11 protein-coding genes are annotated in these 17794 nt (G+C 62.7%); 5 read left to right on the forward strand and 6 right to left on the reverse strand.

The window, feature by feature from the left end; all coding sequences use genetic code 11:
• Window positions 1-81: 81 nt before the first annotated feature.
• The 5 genes from PBDP_RS15910 (at window position 82) to PBDP_RS15930 (ending at window position 6608) form a co-directional block, all read left to right on the forward strand.
• Window positions 82-2517 (forward strand): TonB-dependent receptor, encoded by a 2436-nt coding sequence (locus PBDP_RS15910; protein ID WP_212800914.1) that lies wholly within the window; start codon window positions 82-84, stop codon window positions 2515-2517.
• Window positions 2518-2633: 116 nt separating this feature from the next.
• Window positions 2634-3758: an ABC transporter substrate-binding protein gene (locus PBDP_RS15915; RefSeq protein ID WP_502936877.1), complete on the forward strand. Its 1125-nt coding sequence runs from the start codon at window positions 2634-2636 to the stop codon at window positions 3756-3758.
• On the forward strand, window positions 3755-4813 hold the full coding sequence (locus PBDP_RS15920; protein WP_212800916.1) for a FecCD family ABC transporter permease: 1059 nt from the start codon (window positions 3755-3757) through the stop codon (window positions 4811-4813). Before PBDP_RS15915 ends, PBDP_RS15920 begins: the two co-directional genes overlap by 4 nt.
• Window positions 4807-5562, forward strand: a complete 756-nt coding sequence (locus PBDP_RS15925) for an ABC transporter ATP-binding protein (protein ID WP_212800917.1) — start codon at window positions 4807-4809, stop codon at window positions 5560-5562. Before PBDP_RS15920 ends, PBDP_RS15925 begins: the two co-directional genes overlap by 7 nt.
• A gap of 266 nt (window positions 5563-5828) precedes the next feature.
• Entirely contained in the window at window positions 5829-6608 is a 780-nt protein-coding gene (locus PBDP_RS15930) for a TSUP family transporter (protein WP_116832522.1), read from the forward strand.
• On the opposite strand, the gene nudC is transcribed toward PBDP_RS15930, so the two are convergent.
• From nudC to PBDP_RS15960, 6 genes are all read right to left on the reverse strand, one after another.
• Complete coding sequence (nudC, locus tag PBDP_RS15935) at window positions 6576-7406, reverse strand: NAD(+) diphosphatase (protein ID WP_212800918.1); 831 nt, start codon at window positions 7404-7406, stop codon at window positions 6576-6578. The two genes, PBDP_RS15930 and nudC, sit on opposite strands and share 33 nt — an antisense overlap.
• A gap of 6 nt (window positions 7407-7412) precedes the next feature.
• Complete coding sequence (locus PBDP_RS15940; RefSeq protein ID WP_109754218.1) at window positions 7413-8225, reverse strand: crotonase/enoyl-CoA hydratase family protein; 813 nt, start codon at window positions 8223-8225, stop codon at window positions 7413-7415.
• A gap of 293 nt (window positions 8226-8518) precedes the next feature.
• The gene (locus PBDP_RS15945) at window positions 8519-9994 is read right to left on the reverse strand and encodes an efflux transporter outer membrane subunit (protein WP_212800919.1); all 1476 of its coding nucleotides are present in this window, start codon (window positions 9992-9994) and stop codon (window positions 8519-8521) included.
• Window positions 9991-13095 carry an efflux RND transporter permease subunit gene (locus PBDP_RS15950; protein ID WP_212800920.1) on the reverse strand — a complete coding sequence of 1035 codons (3105 nt, stop codon included), beginning with the start codon at window positions 13093-13095 and terminating at the stop codon, window positions 9991-9993. The genes PBDP_RS15945 and PBDP_RS15950 overlap by 4 nt, the downstream gene beginning before the upstream one ends.
• Before the next feature lie 208 nt (window positions 13096-13303).
• The gene (locus tag PBDP_RS15955; protein ID WP_212800921.1) at window positions 13304-16399 is read right to left on the reverse strand and encodes an MdtB/MuxB family multidrug efflux RND transporter permease subunit; all 3096 of its coding nucleotides are present in this window, start codon (window positions 16397-16399) and stop codon (window positions 13304-13306) included.
• Complete coding sequence (locus PBDP_RS15960; RefSeq protein ID WP_212800922.1) at window positions 16396-17712, reverse strand: MdtA/MuxA family multidrug efflux RND transporter periplasmic adaptor subunit; 1317 nt, start codon at window positions 17710-17712, stop codon at window positions 16396-16398. Before PBDP_RS15960 ends, PBDP_RS15955 begins: the two co-directional genes overlap by 4 nt.
• Window positions 17713-17794 lie beyond the last annotated feature (82 nt).

Genomic DNA, 17794 nt, shown 5'->3' on the forward strand with positions numbered 1-17794 from the left:
AAAAAAATCGTGCGAGGGTGATACTTTTTTCGATCCTGGCTGGCTAGAGAACACCCCCCCTCTGAACAGGATCATCAAGCCATGCCCGTTGCCCGCCCCCTGCGCTCGGATCGCACGCTGAATCTGGCGATTCGCAGTGCAATGCTCGGCCTTGCACTTTCGACCTTAAGCCCAGGCAGTTGGGCCGCACCGGGCGCGCCGCTGGACAGCATCGCCAGCCAATCCTACAACATTCAACCCGGGCCCTTGGGGCCGACCCTCTCGACGTTCGCCGTGCAGGCCGGCGTCGCCCTGTCGTTCGAGCCGTCCCTGACCCAGGGTCTGGACAGCCCAGGACTGTCCGGCCAGTTCACTGCGCGCGAAGCGTTTGCCCGACTGCTGGCCGGCAGCGGCCTGGACCTGGTGGCTCGCGACGATGGCAGCTATACCTTGCAAAAACGCAGCACCGACGGCGGACTGACCCTGGCGCCAACCACCGTCAGCGCCACCGAAGCCCGCCCCGATGATTTGCCGGCCGCCTACAGTGGCGGTCAGGTCGCCCGTGGCGGTCGTGTAGGCTTGTTGGGCAACAAGGACCTGATGGACACGCCGTTCAGTGTGAGCAACTACACCTCGGCCCTGATGAAAGACCAACAAGCCGTGACCGTCGCCGACGTGCTGGAGCGTGATTCCTCGGTGCGTTCCACTGGCCAGACCGGCGGCATCGTCGATTCGTTTTTCATTCGCGGTTTTCCCGTGGGCGAAGGCAACCTTGGGGAACTGGCGTTCGACGGTGTATACGGCGTGGCCCCCAACTATCGGGTGTTCACCGAGTACGCCGAACGCATTGAAGTGATCAAGGGCCCGGCCGCCCTGCTCTACGGTATGTCGCCCAACAGCGGTGTCGGCGGTGTCATCAATATCGTTCCCAAACGTTCACTGGACGAAGACTTGACCCGCGTGACCGCCAATTACGCCATGGACTCGCAAGTGGGTGGACACGTCGATATCAGCCGTCGCTTCGGCGAGGAACGGCGCTTTGGCGTGCGGGTCAATGGCAGTCTCCAGGGCGGCGACACGGCGATCGACAAACAGTCGCGGGATGTGGGTATCGGCTCGATCTCCCTGGATTACCAGGGCGACCGATTCAGGACCAGCCTGGACCTGATCAGCCAGGAAGAACAGTGGGACGCGCCGTCCCGACCGTTTCAGATCGCGAACGGTGTCGAGGTACCGTCGGCCGCCAACGGACGCAGCAACGTGACCCAGGAATGGGGCTGGTCGAAGACCCGCGATAAATCGGCGTTGCTCAGTGGTGAATATGACCTGAGCGACAGCCTGACGGTATTTGGCCACGCCGGGGGCGGCAAGTCCGATGTAGCACGGCTGTCGGACCAGACCCCCACGATTCTCAATAGCGCCGGGGATACCCGCTCGACGCCTGGTTATTACAAGTTCGAAGTGGAGCGCTACACCGTGGACGCGGGGGCCCGGGCCCGCTTCGAGACCGGTCCGGTCAGCCACAGCACCACGCTGCAGGTCAGTCGCTACCGCGATGAATTGCGCAGGGGGATCAATTCCGGAACCCCTGTATTGTCGAACATTTACCACCCGGTGGAGCGCGACAAACCCTCCATTGCGTCCCCCGACGTACTGAAAATTTCCGACACCGAACTGTCTGGTGTCGCCCTCGCCGATACCCTGTCGATCCTCGACGAGCGTGTCCAGGTGACCTTGGGCCTGCGCAAGCAAAGCATCGAATCGAACAACTACAACGCCGCTGGCGCGGTCACCACTGCGTATGACGAAAGCGAAACCACACCGTTGTTCGGTGCGGTGGTCAAGCCTTGGGAACATGTCTCGTTCTACTACAACTACATCGAAGGCCTGAGCAAGGGTGATACCGCGCCTGCGAATGCAAGCAACTCCGGTGAAATATTCAAGCCCTATATCTCCCGCCAGCAGGAAGTTGGGGTCAAGGTCGACTACGGCACCTTCACCTCGACCCTGGCACTGTTCCAGGTCAAGAAGCCCGCCGGCGAGCTGACTAACAACGCAGCAAACAGTGTGTATTCGGTCCAAGGCGAACAACGCAACCGTGGCATCGAACTGAACATGTTCGGTGAACTGCGCGAAGGCACTCGCCTGTTGGGTGGCGTCACATTGCTGGACGGCGAACTGACCAAAAGCGGCACCGCCGCCAATCGCGGCAACAAGCCGGTCGGCGTACCCGAAGTGCAGGCCAACCTCTGGGCCGAGTGGGATACGCCATGGGTCCAGGGCGTGACCCTCACCGGCGGCGCGATCTACACCGGCAGCCAGTACGTCGACCAGGCCAACACCCGCGAACTCGATCCTTGGACGCGCTTCGACGCGGGCGCTCGCTACAGCACCGTGCTCGATGGCCGGCCGACGACTTTCCGTGCCACGGTGCAGAACGTCTTCGACCGCGAGTACTGGTCCGGTGTGGCCTCCTACGGTGCGTTCTCCCAAGGGGCACCGCGCACCTTGCTGCTCTCGGCCACGGTCGACTTCTGAGCTTTCCGGGCGCGGCAGCGCGTACACCGCGCTGTCGGCCCGGGCCATCAAAGGTTAAAACGATGTTATCCAGACCTCGAAAACGCCCGTCGCTCATCGCTGTGCTGCTGGGCGCCATGCCCCTGCTACTGAGCGGTTTCGCCTGTTCAGGCACCACACCGGACACCACGCCAAGAACCACTGTCACCGATCTGCTGGGCCGCCAGGTCCAAGTGCGCATTCCCGTACGCCGGGTGATCCTCGGTGAAGGCCGTCAACTGTATCTGGTGGCGGCCCTCGACACCGCCAACCCGATCCAGCGCATCGTTGGCTGGCGCAAGGATTTGATCCAGTCCGACCCGGACACCTACGGCGCCTACCTGCAGCGTTATCCGGACATTGCCAAAATCCCGACCTTCGGCGGTTTCGAAGACGGCACCTTCGACATCGAGCAAGCGATCAGCCAACAGCCGGACGTCATCATCCTCAACATCGAAGCCCAGCATGCCACCGAGGACGCCCGCTACATCGAAAAGCTCGACGCCCTTGGTATCCCGGTGGTGTATGTGGATTTTCGCAACAACCCGATGCAGAACACCGAGCCGACCATGCGCCTGTTCGGCCAGTTGTTCGGCGAAGAAGCCCGCGCCGAGGCGTTCATTGCCTTTAGCCAGCAACAGATCCGCCGTGTCACCGATGTGATCGAGGCCCGCCAACCGCCCAGGCCCAAGGTCTTCATCGAACGCATCGGCGGCTACACCGACGACTGCTGCCTGAGTTTTGGCAATGAAAATTTCGGCCGTTTCGTCGAGCTGGCCGGCGGTCACAACATCGCCGGCACCATCATCCCCAACACCTTTGGCCAGTTGAACCCCGAACAGGTGATCGTCGCCGACCCGGATCAGGTGGTGGTCACCAGCGCAAACTGGCAAGCCTTCGCCCCTGGCGGACATTGGGTTGGTGTCGGGCCCGGTGCCGATCTGGTCGAGGCACGGCGCAAACTGCAGTGGTTCACCCAGCGCCCCGCCTATGCCGGAATCAAGGCCCAGCAAACCCGGGAGTTTCACGCCATCTGGCATCAGTTCTACAACAGTCCTTACCAGTTCATCGCCATCCAGCAACTGGCCAAGTGGTTCCACCCGGATCTGTTCGCCGACCTGGACCCCGACGCCACGTTTCGTGAGTTCCACGACCGATTCCTGCCGGTGCCCTATGAACCGGGCTATTTCGTCAGCCTCAAGCCCGCGCAGGCCCAACCATGAACGGTGGTATCGATCAACTCGCCCTCGGCACGATCTATCGCGCGCAGGTCTGGCGTAAACGACTGATTCTAGTCGGCCTGGGAGCGCTGTTGCTGTTCAGCGTGCTGCTGGACCTGGCCCTCGGCCCGGCCAGCTATGGTCTGGACGAAGTACTGGGCGCACTGTTCGCACCCGAGTCCGCCGCGCCCCAGGTCCGGGTGGTGATGTGGGACATTCGCCTGCCGGTGGCGCTGATGGCGGTAGCGGTGGGCGCCGCGCTGTCCCTGGCCGGCGCACAGATGCAGACCATCCTCAACAACCCATTGGCCAGCCCGTTCACCCTGGGCATCTCGGCAGCGGCCAGTTTTGGCGCGGCCCTGGGGCTGGCGTTCGGCGTGGCACTGGTGCCGGTGATCGCTCAATACATGGTGCCGCTCAACGCCTTTGTCATGGCGATGCTCTCGGCGCTGCTGATTCATGTGTTGAGTCTGCGTCGCGGCATGACCAGCGAAACCATCGTTCTGTTGGGCATTGCCCTGGTGTTCACCTTCAATGCCCTGCTGGCGCTGGTGCAGTTCTTCGCCACTGAGCAAGCCGTCGCTGCGGTGGTGTTCTGGACCATGGGCAGCCTGACCAAGGCCACCTGGCCGAAACTGGGGGTGATCTGCCTGGTGATCCTTGTCACCTTGCCGATTTTCGCCCGTCGCGCCTGGGCCATGACCGCCCTGCGCCTAGGGGATGAGAAGGCCGCGAGCTTCGGCATCAATGTGCGCAAGTTGCGTTTGCAGACCCTGGTCATGGTCAGTCTGCTGGCCTCATTTCCCGTGGCGTTTGTCGGCACCATCGGCTTCATCGGCCTGGTGGGGCCGCACATTGCGCGGATGCTGATCGGTGAAGACCAGCGCTTTTTCCTGCCCGCCTCATTGCTGACCGGTGCCTTGATCCTGTCGGCCAGTTCGGTGGTGAGTAAAACCTTGATACCGGGCGCAATCTTTCCTATCGGGGTGGTCACGTCACTGATCGGCGTGCCGTTTTTCATCTCTCTCATTCTTGGCGGGAAGAAACAGTCATGGTGACGATTGAACTGGCGAGCCTCGGCGCCCGTTATGGTGGTCGCTCGATCCTCGATGCAATCAATACTCCGGTTCTCTGCGGTGGTGAAGTGGTGGCGGTGGTTGGCCCCAACGCGGCCGGAAAATCGACGCTGTTCAAACGCATCGCCGGCCTGATCGAGGGCCCCGGCCAGGTGCGGTTGGAAGGTTCGCGCAAAGGCCCGGCGGGCATCTGCTACATGCCGCAGAACCTCAACGTCAGTGCGCGGCTGACGGTCTATGAATCGGTGCTGCTGGCCCGCAAGCAACAGGCCCCGGGCTGGGCCGTACAAACCGATGAGCTGGCGGCGGTGGACCGCATCCTCGAATCCCTCGGCATCAGCGAGCTGTCGTTTCGCAACCTCAGTGAATTGAGCGGCGGGCAGCAGCAACTGGTGTCCATCGCCCAGACACTGGTGCGCGAACCCGAGGTCTTGCTGATGGATGAACCCACCAGTGCCCTGGACATGCACCGTCAGGTCCAGGTCCTGACCTTCATGCGCGCCCTCGCCCGTCAACATGGAATCATCGTATTCATCGCCATCCACGACCTGAACCAGGCATTGCGCTTTGCTGATCAGGTACTGGTCATCGCTCAAGGCACCCTGCAAGGCAGTGGTCCGATTGACGACGTCATCACCGAGCAGATGCTGCGCACGGTGTACCGGGTCCAGGCGCGAATCGAGCGCTGCTCGCGGGGTGAGCGGCATATCATTGTCGATGATGTGGTTTGAAGGCTGTAACCGAACTCTGTGGCGAGGGGATTTATCCCCGCTGGGCTGCGCAGCAGCCCCTAAACCAGGCAACTCGGTGTGCCAGGAAGATTGGGTTCATTGCTTCAGGGCTGCTACGCAGCCCAACGGGGATAAATCCCCTCGCCACGGATTTTGCATGGCGTGCAAGGGCTGGGCATGATCGGGCAGTCGCAGCCGTGCACCATAATGGGTAACATACCGGCCTTCCCCGCAGCCCTTCTGCGACCTGCCAAATAAGTCATTCCATGCCTTTCGAACTCAGTGTTGACCTCACTACCCTCGCTATCCTCGCCATTGTCGCGTTCATTGCCGGTTTCATCGATGCCATCGCCGGTGGCGGTGGCCTGTTGACCACGCCGGCGCTGTTGACCGCTGGCCTGCCGCCACATCTGGTCCTGGGCACCAACAAGCTCAGTTCGACCTTCGGCTCGGCCACGGCCAGTTTCACCTTCTACAAGCGCAAGCTGTTCCATCCCCGCCAGTGGACCCATGCCCTCGTCGGCACGTTGGTGGGCGCCTTGACCGGCGCCATCGTCGCCCATTACCTGCCTGCCGAATGGCTGAACAAGATGCTGCCGGTGATCGTCTTCGCCTGCGGCCTGTACCTGCTGTTCGGCGGCACGCCCAAGGCGCCGCTGGACAGCGATGCGCCGATCAAGAAAACGTGGCAATCGCCCCAGGGCTTCAGCCTGGGTTTCTATGACGGCGTGGCTGGACCGGGCACGGGGGCGTTCTGGACGGTCAGCAGCCTGCTGCTCTACCCCATCGACCTGGTCAAGGCGAGTGGCGTGGCTCGCAGCATGAACTTCGTCAGCAACATCGCGGCGCTGTCGGTGTTCATCTTCTCGGGGCAGGTGGACTGGGTCATCGGCCTGAGCATGGGCCTGTCGGTGATGGTCGGCGCATTCTTCGGGGCTCGCACCGCCATCAGCGGCGGCGCGAAGTTCATCCGGCCGGTGTTCATCACCGTGGTGCTGGGCTTGACCGTGCGCCTAGCCTGGCAGCACTGGTTCAGCGTGGCCTAGACGCCGCGCCACGTAGAGATCGATCAGGTAACGGGCGATGGAACGCGAGGCCGGCAACGGCGGCAGGTCGTGGACGTTGAACCACTGGGCGTCCTCGATTTCATCCTCCTGGGGCACGATGTCGCCACCGGCATACTCGGCATGGAAGCCCAGCATCATCGAATGGGGAAACGGCCAGCACTGGCTGCCCATGTACTGGATGTTCTTCACCTCGATGCTGACCTCCTCGCGCACCTCGCGAATCAGGCAATCCTCGGCCGACTCGCCCGGCTCGGCAAACCCGGCCAGGGTGCTGTAGACGCCGGTGACGAAACGCGGCGAACGGGCCAGCAGGACTTCATCGCCGCGGGTGATCAACACGATCATGCTTGGTGAGATCCGCGGGTAATGCCGCAGATCACACACATCGCAATACATCGCCCGCTCCAACGGAATCTGCCCCATGCGCTTGCCGCAACTGCCACAGAAACGATGCTCCCGGGCCCAGGTGCCGATCTGTGCGGCGTAGCCCAGCACTTTGTACAGTGTGTGGTCATCCTCGAGCATGAAGGCCCGCAGGCCTTTCCAGCTGCAGCCGGGGATGTCCAGCGGGCTGTGCAACTCCAACAGGTAGACCGGCTCGCCATCCAGGTGACCAATGCCATGCTCGGCGAGGATCGACAGGTCTTGGCGCTTGAGCCATTCGCGGGGAAACAGCGCGCCGTTGTCATCGAACAGAAAGCCTTCCGGGCTACGGGCCACGGCCCAGCCGCCAGGAAGATCGGTATCGAGTACTGCGGTGGTCCAGCGTGAAATCATGGTCAGTCAATCCAGAAATTCGGGTTTCTGTTTGCTCATATGGGCAGCCATGGCCACGCGCAGGTCGGTCGATTGCAACATGGCGGCGTTCCAGGTAGCGACGTATTCCAGGCCGTCGCCGATGCTATGGTCGCGCATGTAGCTGATCATTTCCTTGGTGCCCGTCACGGCAATCGGCGACTTGGCGGCGATTTCCCGGGCGATGCCCATCACGCCGTCGAGCAGGCTGGCGGTGTCACTGTAGACACGATTGACCAGGCCGATGCTGCGTGCTTCGTCGGCACCGAAGGTGCGCCCCGTATAAGCGAGTTCACGCAGCATGCCGTCCCCGATGATCCGGGGCAAGCGTTGCAATGTGCCAACATCGGCGGCCATGCCGATATCGATCTCCTTGATGGAAAACTGCGCGTCCTCGGCGGCATAACGCATGTCACACGCGGCAATCAGGTCGATGGCACCGCCCAGGCAATAACCCTGGATGGCCGCGAGCACCGGCTTGCGGCAATTGTCCACGGCGTTGAACGAGGCTTGCAGTTGCAGGATCTTGCGCCGCAGCAACCGTGCATTGCGTCCTACGTCCTTGCCCAGCTCGTTGGCCACGCCTGCCAACATCATCAGGTCGATCCCTGAGGAGAAATGCTTGCCGGCACCGCTGAGCACCACTACCCGCACGGCGTCGGTGTCGTCGATCCATTGGAAAATCTCGATGATCTCGCTCCAGAACGCGGCATTCATCGAATTGATCTTTTCCGGGCGATTGATCTGCACATGGGCGATGTTGTCTGCAAGTTCGACGTTGAACGCTTGGTATTGCGACATGGCAGTTATCCTTTACCGACTGAAAGAGGCCTGAACTATAACAAGCCATGGCGACAGGACGTAGGCAGTGCATCGGCCAAAAGCGGGACTGACTGGCGACCAAGCAAAGGCGCACCTGTATAAGGGGATTTATCTGTAAAGGCTTCACCTGTGGCGAGGGGATTTATCCCCGCTGGGGTGCGAAGCGCCCCCCCTCATCCTGCCTGACACACCGCAGTGGCAGTAGTATTTGGGCTGCTGCGCAGCCCAGCGGGGATAAATCCCCTCGCCACAGGGACTTGCTTCACCCTGGCTTATTCATCCGCCTGCAACTGCCCATCCCACCCACCACCCAACGCCGCAATCAATTGCACGCTGGCAATCAACCGGCTCTGTTGCAGGCTCAGCATGTTGCGTTCGTTGCTCAGCGCGGTGGCCTGGACCGTCACCACATCAAGGTAGGCAATCAGCCCGGCCTTGTACTGGTTCTGGGTCAGGCGCAGGGATTCCCGGGCGGCGTCCAGGGCTTCCTGGCGCACGCGGGCTTCGTCTTCCAGCACCTTGAGCTGAATCATATAGTTTTCCACCTCGCGCAAGCCGTCGAGCACGGTCTGGCGATAGGTGGCGACGGTCTGGTCGTAGGCCGCGACGGTACGGTCGACCTCTGCCGAACGCTGGCCGCCATCGAACAGCGTCATCGCCAGTTGCGGCCCTACCGACCAGAAGCGGTTCGGCACGCTCACCCAATTGTCGTAGGTACTGCTGCTGTAGCCACCGCTGAGACTCAGGGTCAGGTCCGGGTAGTACGCTGCCTTCGCTACACCGATGTTGGCGTTGGCGGCCATCACCGAGCGTTCTGCCGAGGCGATGTCCGGCCGGCGTTCGAGCAGTTGCGATGGCAATGCCACCGGGATCTGCGGGAGTGACGGAATGTCCTGGGTTTCGGCCAGGCTGAACTCGGCCGGCGGCAAGCCGATCAGCACAGCGATGGCGTTCTCGAACTGGGCCCGTTGCCAGATCAGGTCGATCAGGTCGCCCTGGGTGGTCTTGAGCTGGTTCTGCGCCTGGGCCACCGCGTCCTTGCCGGAGACCCCGGCGCGGTACTGGTTTTCGGTCATTTTCAGCGAGCGCTGATAGTTGTCGACGGTGGTCTGCAACAGGCGCTTCTGTTCATCGATCACCCGCAACTGCAAGTAGTTCTGCACCAGTTCCGATTGCTGGCTCAGGCGCATCGCCGCCAGATCGGCGAAACTGGCTTGCGCGCTCGCCTCGTCGGCTTCCAGGGTGCGGCGCAACTTGCCCCACACATCCGCCTCCCAACTGACGCCAGCCTGAGCGCTGTAGGTGTCGCGAATGCCGCTGGACGAACTGCTCAGGCTCGAACTGCTGCTGCCGGTGCCCTGGCTGGAGCGCGTCTTGCCAACGGTCAGGTCAACGGTGGGGAAAAACGCGCCACGGGCATTGCGCACCAGTGCCCGGGCCTGCCGGTACTGGGCTTCGGCCTGGGCCACGGTCTGGTTGGACGCGTTGAGCTTGTCCACCAGGCCGTTGAGTTGCGTATCACCGTAGAGCTCCCACCAGGCGCCCCGGGCCAGCGCATCGCTGGGGTTGGCCTGGCGCCAGCCCTGGGCTTCCTTGTACTGCACCGGGGCGGCCGCCGCGGGACGCTGGTAATCCGGGCCGATGGCGCAGGCGCTGAGCATCGCCACGCACAGCGCCAGGCTCAGCACCCGCGAGCCACGGGCGGTCGCCAGCGTCGCGGCAAGATTGAAAGGCGAACGGTCGGTCATAGCGGAGTTTCCAGGGCAGCATCAGTGCGCACGCCGCGCCAGCGATTGAAGCGATGGCGCAACTTGTCGAGATAAAGGTAAACCACCGGCGTGGTGTAAAGCGTCAGTACCTGGCTGAACACCAACCCACCGATGATGGTCAGGCCTAGCGGCTGGCGCATTTCCGAGCCTTCGGCGGCGCCGAGCAGCAGCGGCAAGGCACCCAGGATCGCCGCCAGCGTGGTCATCAGGATCGGCCGCAACCGCAGCAGGCAGGCGCTGCGGATCGACTCCAGCGGCGTCTGCCCGGCACGTTCCAGTTGCAACGCCAGATCGATCATCAGGATGGCGTTTTTCTTCACCACGCCGATCAGCAGGAACAGCCCCAACAGCGAAATAAGGCTGAACTCGCTGCCCAGTGCATAGATCGACAGCAATGCACCGACCCCGGCCGATGGCAAGGTGGACAGGATGGTCAACGGATGGATGTAGCTTTCATACAGCACCCCCAGCACCAGATACACCGCCAGCAACGCCCCGAGGATCATGAACGGCTGGCTCTTCTGGGTGGCGGCGAACGCATCGGCGGTTCCGGCCATTTTCGCAATGACGTCCTCGGGCATCCCCAGCTTGGCGATTGCCCGCTCGATGGCCGCGGTGCCCTGCTCCACCGTGACACCTTCGGCCATGTCGAAGGAAATGCCCTCGGACGCAAACTGGCCTTCATGGCTGACCCGATCGTCCTCCAGGCTGTTCTCGTAGTGGGCAATGGTCGACAGCGGCACGCGGGCGCCATCGGCGGTGATCACCTGGACCTGCTCGAGGGTACTCGGGTCCTGGGCATACTTGGGATTGACCTCCATCACCACCTGGTACTGGTTGAGGCTGTCGTAGATGGTGGAAATCTGCCGCTGGCTGTAGGCGTTGTTGAGCACCGTGGTGACCATGTCCATGTCGATGCCCAGGCGCTTGGCCTGGTCGCGGTCCACTACCAGCGTCACCTGTTGCGCCCCGCCGCCGTCGCGGGCGTCGATGGCGGTCAGCTCCGGCAAGGCGCGGAAGGCCGCCACGACTTTGGGGTACCAGGTGCGCAGCGTTGCCAGGTCGGCGCTTTGCAGGATGTAGGAATACTGCGAAGTGGTCTGCTCGCGACCGCCACCGAACTGCAGGTCCTGGTCGGCCATCAACATCAACTGAGCGCCGGGGACCTTGGGCATCTCTTTACGAAGGCGCTCGATGACCTTTTGTGCGGAAATATTACGTTCCTTGATCGGCTTGAGGCGCACCAGCATGAAGGCGTTGTTGGTGCCGTTGTTGCCGCCGATGAAACCGGCGACGCTCTGCACCGCCTCGTCCTTGAGCACGGCCCGGCGAAAGATCTCCATCTTCGGCTGCATCACGTTGAACGACAGCCCATCGTCGCCCCGCACGAAACCGATCAATTGGCCGGTGTCCTGCTGTGGCATGAAGGTCTTCGGCACCACCACATACAACGCGACGTTCACACCGATGGTCACCAGCAGGCTCAGCAAGGTCAGGCGTCGATGGCGCAGCACCCAGTCCAGGCTGGTGGCGTAACCACGGACCATCCGCTCATTGAGGCGCTGGCTCCAGCGTTGCAAGCGGTTTTCCTGCCCTGGCACGTGCGGCTTGAGCCAGCGGGCGCAGAGCATCGGCGTGAGGGTCAGCGAGACCACCAGCGAAACCACTATGGACGCCGCCAGGGTGATGGAGAATTCGCGGAACAGGCTCTCGATGATCCCGCCCATGAACAGGATCGACAGGAACACCGCCACCAGCGAGACGTTCATCGACAACAGGGTAAAGCCCACTTCCTCGGCGCCCCGATAGGCGGCCTTCATCGGCGGCACGCCTTCGTCGATGTGCCGGGAAATGTTCTCCAGCACCACGATGGCATCGTCCACCACCAGCCCGGTCGCCAGGATCAACGCCATCAACGACAGGTTGTTCAGGGAGAAACCGTACAGGTACATCACCGCAAACGTGCCCACCAGCGACACCGGCACGGCCAGGGTCGGGATCAGTGAGGCGCGGAAATTGCCGAGGAACAGGAACACCACCAGCACCACCAGGGCGACGGCGATCAGCAGGGTCATTTCCGCTTCATGCAGGGTGGCCTTGATCACTGGCGAGCGGTCCATGGCCAGGTTCAGCTTGACGCTGGCTGGCAGCACGGCCTGCAAGGCCGGCAATTGTGCCTTGATCTCGTTGACCGTCTCGATGATGTTGGCCCCGGCCTGGCGATTGATCACCAGCAGCACGGCGGCATCGTCGTTGAAGAAACCGCTGTTGTAGCGATCCTCGACGCTGTCGGTGACTTTCGCCACGTCCTTGAGCCGCAGCACCGAGCCGTCCTGATAGCGGATGACCAGCGTTTCGTAGTCCTTGGCCTTTTCCAACTGATCGTTGGCCTGGACCTGCCACATGCGCCGGTCGTCCTCCACCGAGCCCTTGGGCCGGCGTACGTTGCTGTCGGCGATGGCGGTGCGCACATCGTCCAGGGCCACGCCGTACTGATTGAGCAACTGGGGCTCCAGCTCGATGCGCACCGCCGGCAACGAGCTGCCGCCAATCTGCACCTCGCCGACACCTGACACCTGGGACAGGCTCTGGGAGAGGATGGTGGACGCCAGGTCATAGAGCTGGCCTTTTTCCAATACATCCGAGGTCAGCGACAGCACCATGATCGGTGCCTGGGACGGGTTGACCTTCTTATAGGTCGGCATACTGCGCATACCACTGGGCAACAGGTTGCGCGAAGCATTGATCGCTGCCTGTACCTCCCGGGCAGCACCGTTGATGTCACGGTCCAGGTCGAATTGCAGGATCACCCGGGTCGAGCCCTGGCTGGAACGGCTGCTCATGGTATTGACCCCGGCGATGGCGCCGAAGGATCGCTCCAGCGGGGTCGCCACTGTGGAAGCCATCACTTCGGGGCTGGCCCCGGGCAAGTTGGCCTGGACCACGATCACCGGGAAATCCATTTGCGGCAAGGGCGAAACCGGCAGCAGGCCGAAACACACGCCACCGAGGAGCATGATGGCGAAGCTCAGGAGCATGGTCGCCACCGGGCGACGGATGAAGGGGCCGGAGAGGTTCATGAACGACCGCCCCCGGCTTCAGACGACAAGCGATAAAAGCTTTTGTGGCGAGGGAAGTTGCTCCCGCTATGTGGGAGCAAGGCTTGCCCGCGATGGACGCGATGCGGTCTTGCAGAATCGAGGCAGCAAGCTTTGCTCCCACAGCCCAGCGGGAGCAAGCTCCCTCGCCACAGAAAGCGCTCATGCCCCAGGATGCCGGGAGCCGCCGTCATACCCGCACCTCTTTCCCTTCCGGTCGGGCAAACCGCCGCCCCAAACGGTCGAAATACAGGTAGATCACCGGCGTGGTGAACAACGTCAACACCTGGCTCACCAACAACCCACCCACCATCACCAAACCCAGGGGCTGGCGCAGTTCGGCACCGGAACCGGTGGCGAACATCAGCGGTATCGCACCGAACAGGGCCGCCAGAGTGGTCATCAGGATCGGACGGAAGCGCAGCAACGCCGCCTGGTAGATCGCCGTCTGCGGGTCCATGCCCTGGTTACGCTCGGCGTCGAGGGCGAAGTCGATCATCATGATCGCGTTCTTCTTGACGATGCCGATCAACAGGATGATGCCGATGATCGCGATCATGCCCAGGTCATTGCCACTGAGGATCAACGCCAGCAAGGCGCCAATGGCCGCCGAGGGCAGTGTGGAAAGAATGGTGATCGGGTGGATGTAGCTTTCGTACAGCACGCCCAGGACGATGTACATGGTCACCACCGCCGCCAGGATCAGCAACAGGGTACTCGACAACGACGCCTGGAACGCCTGGGCCGCGCCCTGGAACTCGGTCTGCACGCCCAACGGCATGCCGATGTCGTGCTGGACCTTCTCGATCAAATCCACCGCGTGCCCCAGGGCCACGCCCGGCGCGAGGTTGAACGACATCATCACTGCCGGAAACTGGCCAATGTGGGCAATCGCCAGTTGCGCCTGGCGTTCTTCGACCCGGGCCAGGCTCGACAACCGCACCTGCCCGCCATCGGTGGTCTTGACGTGAATCTGGTCCAGCGCCTGCGGTCCGATCCGCTCTCCGGCCTGGGCTTGCAGCACCACTCGGTACTGGCTGGCCTGGGTGTAGATGGTGGAAATCTGCCGCTGGCCGAAGGCGTCATACAACGCATCGGTGATGTTCGACACCGAGACGCCCAGGCGTGAAGCCGCGTCGCGGTCGATCACCAGGTAAACCTGCAAGCCCTTGTCCTGCAGGTCGCTGGCCACATCGGTCAGTTCCGGCTGCTGGGCCAGGGCCTCGACCAGCCGACCGCTCCAGAGGCTGAGCAATTCGGCGTCCGGCGATGACAGGCTGAACTGGTACTGGGTACGACTGACCCGATCCTCGATGGTCAGGTCCTGGACCGGTTGCATGAACAGGCGGATGCCCACCAGGCGATCCAATTGCGGTTGCAAGCGGGCAATGATCTCGCTGGCGCTGTCGTCCCGTTCACTGTGGGGCTTGAGGTTGATCAGCAGGCGGCCGCTGTTGAGCGTGGCATTGTCGCCGTCCACACCGATATAGGACGACAGGCTCTCCACCGCCGGGTCGGCTAGGATCACTTTCGCCAGTTGCTGCTGGCGCTCGCTCATGGCGGCAAAGGATATCGATTGCGGTGCCTCGGAAATGCCCTGGATCACGCCGGTGTCCTGCACCGGAAAGAAGCCCTTGGGCACGGCCAGGTACAGCACCACCGTCAGTACCAGGCTAGCCATCGCCACCAGCAGGGTCAGTGGCTGATGCTTGAGCACCCACTGCAACTTGCGGCCGTAGGCGGCAATCAGCCAGTCGATCCAGGCACCGCTGGCGCGATAGAAGCGGCCCTGCTCTTCTGCCTTGGGCTCGCGCTTGAGCAAGCGGGCGCACATCATCGGCGTCAGGGTCAGGGACACCACCAGGGAAATCAGGATCGCCACCGCCAGCGTGATGGCAAACTCGCGGAACAAGCGCCCCACCACATCGGCCATGAACAACAGCGGGATCAGCACGGCGATCAGCGACAGGGTCAGGGAAATCAGCGTGAAACCGATCTGCTTCGCGCCCTTGAGCGCGGCCTGCAACGGGCTGTCGCCCTCTTCGATGAAGCGGGCGATGTTCTCCAGCATCACGATGGCATCGTCCACCACGAAACCGGTGGCGATGGTCAGGGCCATCAGGGTCAGGTTGTTGATGGAAAAACCGGCCAGGTACATCACGCCAAAGGTGCCGATCAGCGACAGCGGCACAGCCACCGACGGAATGATCGTGGCACTGACCCGGCGCAGGAACAGGAACGTCACCATGACCACCAGGGCGATGGCGATCAGCAACTCATGCTGCACGTCGGTGACCGAAGCGCGGATGGTCTGGGTGCGGTCGGTCAGCACGGTGACATCCAGGCCGGCCGGCAGGTTGTCGGTGATGCTCGGCAGCAGGGCCTTGATCCGGTCCACGACCTCGATGACATTGGCCCCCGGCTGGCGCTGGATGTTCAGCAGCACGGCCTGGTTTTCATTGGCCCAGGCGGCGAGTCGTTCGTTTTCGGCGCCGTCGACGATCTGTGCCACATCCTTGAGCCGCAACGGCGCGCCGTTGGCGTAGGCCAGGATCAGTTCGGCGTAGTCCTTGGGCGAGGTCAACTGGTCGTTGGCGTCGAGCATCGAGACCCGGGTCGGACCGTCGAAGTTGCCCTTGGGCTGGTTGACGTTGGAAGCACCGATCAGCGTGCGCACATCCGCCAGGTTCAGGCCGTTGGCCGCCAGGGCCTCGGGATTGACCTTGATTCGCACGGCCTGGCGCTGGCCACCGGCGATGGTGACCATGCCGACCCCACTGATCTGGGCGATTTTCTGCGCCATGCGGGTGTCCACCAAGTCATTGAGCTTGGGCAGCAGCATGGTCTTGGAGGTGATCGCCAGGGTCAGCACCGGGGTATCGGCCGGGTTGACCTTGTTGTACACCGGCGGCGCCGGCAGGTCCTTGGGCAGCAGGTTGGTGGCGGCATTGATCGCAGCCTGCACCTGCTGCTCGGCGACATCCATGTTGATGTCGAGGTTGAAGCGCAGGGTAATCACCGACGCGCCACCGGAACTGGTGGAGGCCATTTGCGTCAGGCCCGGCATCTGCCCGAACTGCCGTTCCAGGGGCGCGGTGACCGCGCTGGTCATCACATCGGGACTGGCGCCCGGGTACAAGGTCATCACACGGATGGTCGGATAATCGACCTGGGGCAATGCCGACACCGGTAGCAGCCGATAGGCGATCAGGCCGGCCAGGATGATCGCCAGCATGCTCAGGGTGGTGGCGACCGGGCGAAGGATGAACAGCCGCGAGAGATTCATGCGCCGCCCTTTTTCGCCTTGTCGACCGTGGTCGGCTCAGTGGGTGCCGCTGCGGACTTGCCCTGCAGGTGCTCGGTCGGCGTGGTGGGCACTTCCTGGCTGTCACTGACCACTTCCACTTCACTGCCTTCCTTCAAGCGATCGGTGCCTTCGAGCACCACCCGGTCGCCGGCGGCCAGGCCTTCGGTGACCACGGTGTTCGCACCGTCGCTGGCGCCAATCTTCAATTTCTTGATGGTGACCTTCTTGTCGCCCTCCAAGGCATAGACGAAGGTGCCATTGGTACCGAACTGGATGGCCGCCGTCGGCGCCAGGGTCACGCCTTTGAGGGTATCGGCCAGCAGGCGCACATTGACGAATTGGTTGGGGAACAGCGACTGGTCGCGGTTCTCGTAGCGAGCCTTGAACTTCAAGGTACCGGTGGTGACATCGATCTGGTTGTCCAGGCTTTGCAGCACGCCGCTGGCCTGAAGCTTCACGTCGCCGCGGTCCCAGGCTTCGACGGGCAGTTTCGCCCCGCTGCGGTAACGGGCGAGCACCGTGTCGAGGTTGTTCTCCGGCAAGGTGAACACGACACTGATGGGTTGGGTCTGGGTGATGACCGCCAGGGCCGTGGTGTCGTTGGCTGCCACCAGGTTGCCGATGTCCAGTTGGCGCAGGCCCACGCGGCCGGTGATCGGCGCGCGGATCCTGGTGAATTCCAGGTTGAGCTTGGCGTCGTTGACCGCCGCCTGATTGGTCTTGACCGTGCCCTGGTACTGGCCCACCAGCGCCGCGGCGGTGTCGAGGGTCTGCTTGGCGATACTGTCTTCGGCGTACAGGCCGCGATACCGCTCAAGGTCTACCTGGGCATTTTTCAACTGGGCCTGGTTCTGCAACAGCGTGCCTTCGGCCTGGAGCAAGGCGTTCTGGTACGGACGTGGGTCGATCTCGGCCAGCAAGTCCCCGGCCTTGATCATTTGTCCCTCTTCAAAGGCGATCTTGACCAGTTCGCCACCCACGCGGCTGCGCACGTTGATGGTATTGAGGGCCGTGACCGTGCCCAGCGCCTTGAAGTACAGCGGGAAATCCCCGCTCACCACCGGCGCCACCCGAACCGGGATCGGCCCCGTCGCGCCACCGAACCCTGGCCGCATGCCACCGGAGCGCCCCACGTGCCCCGCCGCGGCCTTCTCCCCTGCTCCTGGTTTCTGGGCCGGGCCAGCGGGCCAGAACTTCCAGGCCAGCGCCGCGACGACCAATACGATGAACAGGCCGAACAGCCAGCGACGGGAATTGCGGGATACAGAGGATTGCATGGAGTGATCAACCATTGGGCGCGTGGACTTCTTTTACAGGAGGCTGAACGATAAGCACTGGCGGGTGTTTAGCAAAGCGCCTTTACCGGCAATTTAC

This window comes from Pseudomonas sp. St290, assembly GCF_018325805.1.
GTDB lineage: Bacteria > Pseudomonadota > Gammaproteobacteria > Pseudomonadales > Pseudomonadaceae > Aquipseudomonas > Aquipseudomonas bijieensis.